The 12,093-nt window shown below is 31.8% G+C and carries 8 protein-coding genes; all 8 read left to right on the top strand.

Translation table 11 applies throughout. The annotated features are described in order from the left end of the window. The first annotated feature begins 634 nt into the window (after positions 1-634). Entirely contained in the window at positions 635-2,569 is a 1,935-nt protein-coding gene (locus AC4FQ3_RS01505; RefSeq protein WP_491180600.1) for a tetratricopeptide repeat-containing sensor histidine kinase, read from the top strand. A 100-nt stretch (positions 2,570-2,669) separates the two neighbouring features. Beyond that, positions 2,670-3,431, top strand: coding sequence for a LytR/AlgR family response regulator transcription factor (locus AC4FQ3_RS01500; protein WP_042563725.1), 762 nt, complete (start codon positions 2,670-2,672; stop codon positions 3,429-3,431). Between the two features lie 47 nt (positions 3,432-3,478). Continuing rightward, positions 3,479-6,631 (top strand): T9SS type A sorting domain-containing protein, encoded by a 3,153-nt coding sequence (locus AC4FQ3_RS01495; RefSeq protein ID WP_491180599.1) that lies wholly within the window; start codon positions 3,479-3,481, stop codon positions 6,629-6,631. A gap of 178 nt (positions 6,632-6,809) precedes the next feature. Continuing rightward, positions 6,810-7,775, top strand: a complete 966-nt coding sequence (locus tag AC4FQ3_RS01490; RefSeq protein WP_491180598.1) for a LytR/AlgR family response regulator transcription factor — start codon at positions 6,810-6,812, stop codon at positions 7,773-7,775. Positions 7,776-7,877: 102 nt separating this feature from the next. Then, positions 7,878-9,032 carry an acyltransferase family protein gene (locus AC4FQ3_RS01485; RefSeq protein WP_491180597.1) on the top strand — a complete coding sequence of 385 codons (1,155 nt, stop codon included), beginning with the start codon at positions 7,878-7,880 and terminating at the stop codon, positions 9,030-9,032. Positions 9,033-9,241: 209 nt separating this feature from the next. Further along, positions 9,242-9,559, top strand: coding sequence for a hypothetical protein (locus AC4FQ3_RS01480; protein ID WP_491180596.1), 318 nt, complete (start codon positions 9,242-9,244; stop codon positions 9,557-9,559). Positions 9,560-9,605: 46 nt separating this feature from the next. After that, positions 9,606-10,292 (top strand): hypothetical protein, encoded by a 687-nt coding sequence (locus AC4FQ3_RS01475; protein WP_491180595.1) that lies wholly within the window; start codon positions 9,606-9,608, stop codon positions 10,290-10,292. After that, positions 10,285-12,051, top strand: coding sequence for a hypothetical protein (locus tag AC4FQ3_RS01470; protein ID WP_491180594.1), 1,767 nt, complete (start codon positions 10,285-10,287; stop codon positions 12,049-12,051). Before AC4FQ3_RS01475 ends, AC4FQ3_RS01470 begins: the two co-directional genes overlap by 8 nt. Positions 12,052-12,093: the final 42 nt, after the last annotated feature.

The raw sequence follows: 12,093 nt of genomic DNA, 5'->3' as shown, positions 1-12,093 counted from the left end.
ATTCTACAGATTTGAGCAGATTTAATTTTAAATTATCTTTTTGAATCTGTACAATCTGCTTTAATCTTTTTAAATCTGCGTGAAATAAATAAACTTTGCGACTTCGCGAGAAATAAGTTAGCCTGATTTTGCGCAAACCTTAGCGCACTTTGTGATAAAATTTAAGCTCAACTTTATACTCTCACAAGTTTTAAATTATTTCTCATCTTCCCCAAACATTCAATTTTGCAAGCTGTAGTGTGATTAAAACTACTTTGAAATAATATGTAAAGCCATAGATTAAAAGATTAAAATGATTTTTTTTCACGCAGATTCTACAGATTTGAGCAGATTAATTTTAAAATTATCTTCTTAAATCTGTACAATCTGCTTTAATCTTTTTAAATCTGCGTGAAATAAATAAACTTTGCGCACCTTGCGTATCCCGAGGCTTCGGCATAGAGCACTTTTGAGTAAAATTTACACCCAAATTTATAAACTCTATAGGTTTTTAAAACATTTCTCATCTTCCTTAAACATTCAAATAACCCAAAACATTCAAATAATAATCAAAACGGTGTAAATAATAATTGGTGTTATGATAGTTGAAAACAAATTATACATTTGTCTCACAACAACCAAAAAACCAAACCAGGTGAATCTAAAATTACGTTTAACCATTTTCTTATTGCTCAGTTTTATTGGCGGTATTACAAATGCTCAAAATAGTCAGATCGATAGTTTGCAGCGCATTTTACGTGTTACCAAAATAGATACCTCAAAAGTTAATCATTATAATGCAATCGCTGATTTATATAAGGAAATTGATACTGATTCCACTTTATTTTATGCTCAAAAAGCAGCCTTTTTAAGTACTAAAACAGGATATAATTTTGGTCTTGCAACTGCTTATAACAACAAAGGAAATGCCTCTATCATTCTGGGCAATTATCCTGTTGCCCTGCAATATTTTAAAAAAGCACAAACCGAATTTCAAAAATGTCTCAACCAAAATTCTGATCAAAAACAATATAAAAAAGGGTTAGCAAGAGCTTATGCAAGTTCTGGTGTAGTATATTCAGAACAAAGCAATTATCTATTATCGTTGAAAAATTACGAACAGGCTTTGTTATTATATCAGGAAATTAAGGAAGAAAAAAGCATTTCTAAAGTGCTCAACAACATGGGAGTCCTTTATAAATCACAGCAAATTTACCCTAAAGCTTTGCATTATCTCAAAGAAGCTTCAAAAATACAAATCGCTCTTGGCGAGCAAAATGCGCCCATGACGCTGACTAATATTGGTGTAATTTATTTTGAATTGGGCAACTACAAAAATGCCATTGAATATTATCAAAAAGCAGAAAAAGGTTTCGAAAAAAACAATAACAAACGCGGATCTGCACTTTTAAATAATTATTTGGGAGATTATTATTCCAAACAAAATAATTTATCTGTGGGACTTGGTTATTATCAGGAATCACTAACATTATACGAGGAAATTCAGAATAAATTTGGCGCTTCTCTCGCTCTCTACAATATTGGTTTATTATTACAAAAACAGAAAAAATACAACGAAGCACTTTCTTTCGCACTTAAATCATTAATGTATGCAAAAGAAATTGGCGTTCAGGACCAAACTTATCATACCGAAAAGCTGCTAAGCGAATTGTATGAATCATTAAATGAAACAAAATTAGCCCTAACACATTACAAAAATTACGTAAGCTCACGTGACAGCATTCAAAATCAGGAAATTAACATGAAGTTTGCTCGTGCAGAAATGAATTACGAGTTTAAGAAAAAGGAAGCTTTACTTTTTGAAAAACATAAAAGAGAAACGCAATTCGTTATTTTTTCTATCCTGGCAATATTATTATTAATTGTTTTAAGTATTGTAATTTATAACAGAATGCAGGTTAAACGACAGCTCACACTTAAAAAAGAAGTAGCCGAATACGAACAGAAAGCACTGCATTTACAAATGAATCCGCATTTTGTTTTTAATTGTCTGAGTTCTATTTCGAGTTTTATTGTTCAGAACGGAACTGACTCTGCTTTAAAATATCTGTCTAAATTTTCAAAATTAATGCGTCTCACGCTCGAATATTCAAAAGGTTCATTGATTCCCATTGATAAGGAAATCGAAAGTTTACAGAATTATCTCGAACTCGAACAGCTCAGGTTTCATGATAAGTTTGAATTTGAAATTCAATCAACAGAAAATGTAGAGTTTAATATGGGTTTACCGCCTTTACTGATTCAGCCTTTTGTAGAAAATGCAATTTTGCACGGCATGGTTCCTAAAGAAGGAAAAGGAAAAATCAGTGTGAATTTTGATGTTCAAAAGGAACAATTAATCTGCACGATTACAGATAACGGAATTGGTTTATCAGAATCCAAACTTTTAAAAGAAAACTCCGTTACAGCACATCAGTCTATGGCGTTGGAAATTACAAAAAAGCGATTGAAGATTATGGAATCGATCACTTCCAAATCGGCTAAAATCGAGATTATCGAACTCAATTCGGCACAACAAAAAACAGGTACAAAAGTTACTTTATATCTGCCAATTCAGTATATGTCTTAATTCGAAAAACAATATCAATATCAAAAAGCAATTGCAATTTCAATTTCAATATCAAAAGGCAATTTCAATTTTCAATTTCAAAAAGTATAAATAACCGACCATGATAACAGCACTATTAATCGACGATGACAAGCATTTACGAACCGGACTAAAAGCGCTTTTAGAACGATACACAAATGATATTTTTATTGTTGGCGAAGCCGAAAGTGTAAAAACCGGAATCGCTGCAATAGAAAAACTGAATCCGCAGGTTATTTTTCTGGATATTCATTTAACAGACGGAACCGGTTTTGATATTCTGGAACGTCTTTCTAAAGCAAACGGAAAACTGAAATCGCATGTTGTTTTTATTACCGCACACGAACAATATGCCCTTAAAGCTTTTAAGTTTAGTGCTTTAGATTTTATTCTAAAACCTGTTGATCCCGAAGAACTGCAGCTTACAATGGCCAAAATAAAAGAAGCAGTGGGAAAAAATAATTCGTTTGAAAACATTGATTTATTATTGGAAAACATCCGTAAAAAAGTCGACAATTTTAAGAGAATTGCCTTATCAACAAGTGACGGAATTCATTTATTTGAGGTTTCGGATATTATTCGATGCGAAGCTAAAATAAATTACACCCAATTCTTCATCAAAAACCACAAACCTGTTTTGATATCAAAAACACTTAAGGAATATGAAGAATTATTGGCAGAACACGGTTTTGAACGCATTCATCAATCGCATTTAATCAATTTATCGTATCTCAAATCGTACATTAAAACAGATGGCGGCTATGTGATTATGGCGGATAATGCCAATATTCCGATTGCACAGAGCAAAAAAGAAAAGCTGCAGGAATTAATCAATTCACTTTAAAAATCATCCCCAAAATTTTCTAACGAACAACTCAAACCATAATAATTATGAGAAAAAAATTACTCTTAATGATCTTGCTTTTTACCGGTCTGGTAAATGCCCAGATTCTTACTTTTACAGATACTACATTTAAGGCCATGCTGGTAAATGGCGGTGCAAATAATTTTACAGCATCTTCTGGCGGTGTTCCTGTTACGAGAATAGACACCAATTTTAATAATGAGATCGAAGTTTCTGAAGCGGCTTTAATTGACAAACTTTGGATAGAAGGCGCCAATGCTCCGCAAGTAACCAACATTCAGGGAATTGAAGGTTTTACAAATGTGACCGAATTAGGTTTTAGAGAAATAAGCGTGACATCGATTAACTTAAGCGGAATGCCGAATTTAAAAACGCTTTTTGTAAAAAGTCCAACTTTGGTAACAGCAACCGTTTCCGGAATGAATGCTTTAACAGGCGCATCTTTTATGGAAAATCCGTTACTTGAAACTTTAAATATTTCAAATAATCCTTTGCAAACGACTATTCTCGCACAGCAAAATCCAGGTTTTTCTACTTTTAATGTCAACAATCTTCCTCTTTTAAAAGATTTTTATGTGGCAGATAATGTTTTGACAGCTCTGGATATAACAGGCTGTCCGAATGTAGAATATTTCAATGCTGTAAACAATCAGTTAACATCGATGAACGTTTCGGGTTTAACAAAACTGACTACTTTTTTAATCGAAGACAATACCAATCTTTCTTCAATAAATGCAGCAGGCTGTACGTTGCTTAATTTTCCGCAATCTGCCTTTAATTCAACGAAAGTATTAACAACCGCAGATTTTTCAAACTGCTCAAGTTTAGAATATATATTGTTTCCGGATAATACGCTTACTTCGTTAAATCTCTCAGGTTGCAGTGCTTTAAAAGATATAAATGTGTCAAATAATGCCTTAACAACATTATCACTTACGGGTTGTACCGCATTAACCAATTTAAATTGTAACAACAATCAATTAACGGCACTTAATTTAAGTACATCGCCAAACCTTGTACAGGTTCAGGCTTCGACAAATGCTATTTCGAATTTAAACTTAACAGGAACAACAAATTTGAAAAATGCCTTTTTAAAATCAAATCAAATTCCGTCGTTAAATCTTTCCGGAAATACAAATTTAGAAATTCTGGATTTAAGCGAAAACCCAACCACAAATCTAAATCTTTCGGGTTGTTCGGCATTAAATAATGTTTCATTAGTTGATACGAATCTTGTTACTGCCGATTTTTCCAATTGCAGTTCACTAAAGTATATTGGTAACATTAGTACCGCATTAACATCAATAAATGTTCAGGGCTGTACAGCGCTTGAAACGCTTTCTATAAGTGGAAAACAGCTTGAAAAAGCACCATTAACATCGTTAAATGTTGCTGGTTTAACCAATTTAAAAAGTCTGGATTGCAGTTATAATGCTGTTTCTTCTCTTAACCTTTCGGGCTGCAGTGCTTTAACATCTGTTTTTTGTATTGAAACACCAATTACAGCCATCGATTTCTCTGATTCACCAAATATTATAACCCTAAACGTAAACGGAAGTGCCTTAGAAAACATTGATCTTTCTGGTTTTACAAATTTCCAGACTTTATCTGCAAGCAGCAATCCAAATCTTAAAATGATTTTTGCCAAAAACGGAAAAACCGAAACCTTATTTTTAGGCAATACAAATCTGGCTTTTGTTTGTCAGGACGAAGCAGATATTATTGCAACAAAAAACTATTTATTAACTGTAGGCTTATCAAATGTAGAAGTAAACTCGTATTGCTCATTTACACCGGGCGGAAATTACAATACAATTACAGGAACAATTGCTTTTGACCTTGACAACAATGGTTGTGATGCCTCAGATGCCAAACAGCCAAATTTGAAAGTTGGACTTCATGACGGCACGACACAAAATGAAACCTTTACCAAAGCCAGCGGAAAATATGTTTTTTATACCGGTGCAGGAAATTTTTCACTAACACCACATCTTGAAAACCCAACACTTTTCAGTATTTCTCCGGTTAATCCGTTGCTTTCTTTTGCAGATAGTAACAATCATGTTGCAACTCAGGATTTTTGTATTACCGCAAACGGATCTCAAAGCGATATCGAAATTGTTATTGTGCCAATTGTACCTGCAAGGCCCGGATTTATGGCCTGGTATGAAATCGTGATTCGAAACAAAGGAAATCAAACCGCAAGCGGAAGTTTTAATTTTAACTACAATCAAAACTTAATGGATTATGGTTTGGCAACTTTGGCTCCAAATGTGCAAAGTCCGGGATTATTGGGCTGGAATTACAACAACTTACTTCCATTTGAAAGCAGAAGTAATTATTTTGGACTGAATGTAAACACACCCGTACAAACGCCTCCCGTAAATATAGATGATGTATTGAATTTTACAGCGACAATAAACCCAATTGCAGGCGATCTTAATCCGGCAGATAATACATTTAATTACAATCAGGTTGTGATAGGTTCTTATGATCCTAATGATATCGAATGTCTTGAAGGAAAAAATGTTTCTCCGAGTACCATTGGCGAGTATTTACATTATGTAATCAATTTTGAGAACACAGGAACGGCTCCTGCAGAGAATGTAGTGGTAAAAGTAACGATCGATCCAACTAAATACGACATTAATTCGCTTCAGTTATTGGATACTTCACATCCGTCTCAAATAAACATTCACGGCAATGTTGCTGAATTTATTTTTACCAACATCAATTTAGGTACTGCTAAAAAAGCAAAACTTACAGCCAAAGATCCTCCTGTTAACAATCATGGCAATATTTTATTCAAAATTAAAACACTAGACGATCTGATTACCAATGACAAGGTTGAAAAACAAGCCGATATTTTCTTTGATTATAACGCGCCAATTGAAACCAATAAAGCCGAAACTGTTTTTAAAAATTTAGGAACCAAAGATCTCGAAGTTGATAAAAGTGTGGCATTATATCCTAATCCTACAAAAGGAAATATCAATATTAATAGCGACAACACTATAAAACTCATCGAATTATTTGACGTTCAGGGAAGAATCCTGCAAACAAAAATAGAAAGCAACAACAATACAACACTTGATATTTCAAACAAAGCAAACGGACTTTATTTCATCAGAATTACAACTGAAAACGGCATTAAAGTCGAAAAAGTAATAAAGGAATAAATTTAGGTAAATAGTATTCCGTATTTAAAAGCCTTCTGAAATCGAGAGATTTTAGGAGGCTTTTTAAGTATGTCAATTAAGTTGAGGAAAAATTTTAGGAGCTATTTCCTGCTATCCGTTTCAATCTTTTATTTTTTTAAAGAAAAAAAATAAAAGGATTTCCACTTCTATCAGGGCTATGACACCCGTTTTCATAACAACTATTTTTGTACTTTTAATCCCAAACAAAGCCAAATATTCCATGCCATTTTACATCAATAAAGAGCATTTATTAAACGAAATTGAATATCCAACCCGATATCAGCCAGAAAATCTCCTGAAAAGCTCGGCGATTGTATTTGCTGCGATTTTTGTGTTTCTTTTATTGTTTGCACCATTTGGCGTTTATGAGCCTGAATTCAGGCTTAATTACTTTTTGATTTGTTTTTTTCACGCTTTTTCACCAGCATTAATCTTGTTTTTATATTTCGGAACATACAATTACATCACACGGAACCAACTCAAAAACTGGACATTGCTGAAAGAATACATTCACGTTGGCATTTTTTTGCTTTTGTCCGGAATTGCCAGTTTTTTAATGCGCGATTTAATATATAATAATCCAAATAACTGGTCATGGCGCTATTTGTATGAAGAAATACGAAACTGTTTTCTTGCCGGAATCCTTTTTTATTTTTTCCTCAGAATGGCTGGTTTTTATCTTAAGTCAAAAAAAGGATCTCCTTTTATACTTCAGTTTACTCCACTTGAAATCAAAATACAAAAAACAGCAGTATCTCCTACCCTTTTCATCAATACGCAAGTCAAACAAGACGATTTTACTTTAAACTTAGAAGATTTGCTATTTGTAAAAGCCGATGGAAATTATATCGAACTCACCAAATCAAACAACGAAGAAGCGACCGTAGAACTCAAACGAATTTCACTCACACAATTCGAAAAACAAATCGCCGATTATCCGCATTTTTTCAGATGCCACAGAACCTATTTAGTCAATATGTTTAAGATCGAAAAAGTAAGTGGAAATTCTCAGGGTTATCTTTTATCTTTTCACAATACCGATGCAAAAGTTCCCGTTTCCCGAAACCAGATTGAGAGTTTCAATCAATGCTATAACCAACTCCGCAGCCTGCAGATAGCCTAAGCTTGTCGTTCGTCACAAAAGCTTGTTAGTGATAACAAGGCCGCTTACAACCGTATTTTCTTGTTGTAGGTTTGTCCTCAGAAACACTAAATCAAATCTGTTATGACAACCCAAAACGCAACTTTATCTAAAGATTTACAAGAGCCAAATCAGCTCGTTTACATCAGCAACATCAAAATACTATTGACTATTTTGGTTATTTTGCACCACACTTTTATAGCGTACAGCAATTCAGACGGCTGGTATTATACAGAACCCACTACTATTTTTGGCGTGCTTATTCCTGTAAAAATGTTTATTAGCGTGAACCAGTCTTTTTTTATGGGCTTTTTCTTTATGCTTGCCGCCTATTTTACAGATTCATCTTTTACCAAAAAAGGCACCTTCAAATTCATCACAGATCGTTTAATACGATTAGGAATTCCGTTAGTATTTTATTCCCTTGTTATTTCGCCTTTTACAAGCTATCTCGTGTATTATTTTACTAAAGGACACCATATTACATTTTTGCAGTATTTAAGCGGTTACGATACCTGGATCGATGTTGGCGTAATGTGGTTTGTATTGGCTTTGCTTGTCTTTACCTTCATTTATGTAATCGCAAAAACGGTTTTCAAAATCAGTTTCGAAAACACATTGCCCGTTCCCACATCACGAAACATACTTTTATTTGCACTAGTATTAGGACTTGTAAGTTTCGCCGTTAGAATTGTATTTCCCGTAGGCTGGGTTCTCAAACCACTCGGATTTCAATTAGGGCATTTCCCGCAATACATCGCCTTTTTCACCATCGGATTATTGGCTTCCAAAAACAATTGGTTCCAACAGCTTTCAGAAAAAACCAGAAAACGTCTTACCCTTTCTTCATGGTTGTGTTTGGCCTTTTTCCTTGTCTTTTTTGTCATCAGACTTACCGTAAAAATGCCAGTAGAATGGTACGCCGGAGGTTTTCACTGGCAACAATTACTATACGCCGTCTGGGAACAATGGATCGGACTTTCAATTTTAACCGTCCTTCTCATCAAAGGAAGAACAAAATGGAACCAATCAACGCCATTGCTTGCCAAATTATCCCGTTACAGCTTTGCGACTTATATTTTTCATCCGGTAGTCATTGTTGTATTCACCCTGGCTGTAAGAAACTGGCCTGTAGATCCTGCTGTAAAGCTTCTGGTAGTTTCGCCGTTGATAGTTGTGGGGAGTTTTGTTTTTGGGGGATTGTTGGTAGCTATTCCTGGGGTTAAGAAGATTATTTAATAATCATCAACTTTTGGTAGTTGTTTTTTTTTTATTTGGTGTTTTTTATAAAACCCGTATAAATACTTGGTGTGTTGGTATTATTTATTGGTATTCTTGTTGTGGACAAATTTTGGTACTATTATGGTTTTCCGTAAAGTGGTTAATTATTAATTACTAACCTTTGATTATTAAAGTTCAATAATAACATCTCAAAAAAAAAAAATCATATGAAATTATCATTTAACACAACAAATTCAAATATCTTGAAAAACGATATTATTAAACTAATTGAAGATGAAGAACTCGAAACATGGAAAATCTACACCCATTCAAATACTAAATATTTAAAACATACTGGTCAATGGGGTAAAAAAGGTATTATAAGATTAACACCAATTGAAAATAATACAATTTTAGTGGCCAGAGTATTAAAGTTTTCAGGAACAGAAGAAAATGTTGAAGATTTTGAAGGGTACTATTATGGGAGATTTTGTGAACTAATATTTGTTAATTTTCAAAATAGATTTACATCAATTGAAAAGTAATAGCATGAAACTAATTTAGAATTGAATTAATAAAAATTAATAATAAATGTCTTTTACTAAAACCGCTTTTAATAAAATATCAGAAGCTGAAAGCCTCATATTTAAACAATCTTTAGAGCAGAATGATTTAACAGAGATTTTAAATCTTATAAATTCTACAATTTATATTCAAGAAAGAATTGTAGAAAAAGATTCAGAGTTAGCTCCCTTAATGAATGAAATTGTTTCCGATGTAATTTCAGTTATTTCTACATCACTTCAGGGGCATTACAGATTAGCAACGTCTGGCTTAAGAAACATTTTAGAAATCTCATGTAGTACTATTTTTTATCATGATCATAAAATTGAATTTAAATTATACAAAGATTTTGACTTCAAAGCTGATAAATATGTATCAACTCTTATAAATGAATATCATTTTTTTAAATCCAATTATATAAAAACTTTTTATCCGGAAATAAACACAAAAGAAAAAGAAAATGATTCTTGTAGTAATTACATAAATAAAACTTATGCAAAGCTTTGTGATAATGTTCATGGTAGATATTTAACATTGACAAGAACTGAAAATTTAAAAATTGAATATAATCAAGTCCAATTTTCAAAATTTAAAAATATGTTAGAATATACATTAGGAGCACTATTTACAATGTATATTCTTCGATTTAATGATTTTAATAATGCGGACATTTTAAATGTTGTAAAAAAAACTAATACTTTTAAAAATGAGTGATTCTTTAGGAAATTATATATTAGATAGAACAGAAAGTTTAGATGATAAATTAATATCAAAATATTTTGTTGAAAGAGATAATTCAAAAATAATTAGACTTTTAGATACAGAGCAATATCTGTTAGAAGGCAGTCGTGGTGTTGGAAAAACAATGCTTATGAAAGCTTCTATGCTAAAATCACAGAACGAATTTGGTAAAAACTCCATATTACCTGTTTGGGTTAGCTTTGAAGAATCAATAAGGATTGAACGGATTTCTATAGTTTCCAGCAGCATTGACCCATTTTTACAATGGACAATGGGGAAAATATTATACGAAACATTAAATAAGTTAATACAAATAAAACCAAAATCCATTGATGTTTTAAACAAAAAACTTTCTGTAATTTTTAATATCCCAATAAGTGATAATTTTGAAAAATATATAAAGTTATTAAATGATTATATTAATGTTTTAGAGAAAGGAGATATTGAAGATAATACATTATTGAGAGAATATTCTCCATCAATAGAATTATCTAAAATATTAGACAATCCACAATCTTTTAAGGATTTCTTACTAGAGTTAATTAAAGACTATAATTTATCACGAATTGTTTTTTTGTTTGATGAAGCAGCTCACGTATTTTCTTATTCTCAACAAGAGAAATTTTTCACCTTCTTCAAGACATTGAGAGATCCAAAAATCGCATGTAAGGCAGCTGTTTATCCAGGAATTACAAACTATGGTAAATACTTTGAAAGAGGCCAAGATGCTAAGGAACTTAAAGTTCAATGGTCACCATTAGACGATGAAGACATTAAGTATATTGAAAACATTATCAAAAAAAGATTAAAGGAATATGATCTTCAGTATTGGAATAAATTAAGTTCTAATCAAGATGTACTAAGGACTCTTTGTATATCCAGTAATGGAAATCCAAGATTTGCTTTTCATATTATTGATGAATTAGAAAATAACAAAGCTTTCAAAGGAAATTCAATATCATCTCAAATCTTAATTAACTCCATAAGAAGTGTTTTTAACATAAAATGGAAAGAATTTGAAACTTTAAAACATAGACTAATTAAATACGAAAAATACATAGAAGAAGCTGAACTATTTGTTAAACAAACAATTCTTCCAAACCTAAGAATTTGGAATGATAAACAGAGAAAAAACAGATCAAAATTATCAATAGGATTTTATATAACCACCGATGCTTATGATAAATTAGAAAAAGTTTTTTCGGTATTATCATATTCAAATATCATAAATATTGATTACAGCAAAAAAAGTGTTGGTCATCATAAATATTCTTATTATGTGACATTAAATCCAAGTTTATTATTTACTGATTTAATTATTAAAGACATAAACGAATTAAAAAACACATCTATAGCAATTGAAAACAATCAGTCCTATTCTGAGTCATCAACATCAATAAAAGAACTAATTGAAACTGTTTCAGAGGTCATTTATATAGAATGTTCGAATTCAAATTGTGATTTTAAAACAACTGACGATAAAAATAAATTTTGCCCAAAATGTGGAAATAAGATTGAGGCAAAAGAAGAAGAATCATTATATAAAATATTAAGAAGTCATACTATAGATAATTTAAAAATTTCAAGTAAAATTATTACACGATTAAAAACAAAGTTTAATAATATAGGTGAAATTTATGACAGTGAATTAGATGACATAAGGATGCCTTACATACAAAATGTAAGAATAACAATAATTAAAAATTCAGCACTAGAATATATGGCTGGATAAAAAGTTATTCCATTTTAATATTTATAAAAACAGAATAGATTT

It is taken from the genome of Flavobacterium sp. AK-345 (assembly GCF_058310175.1).
This window is presented reverse-complemented; position numbering and strand designations above follow the sequence as displayed.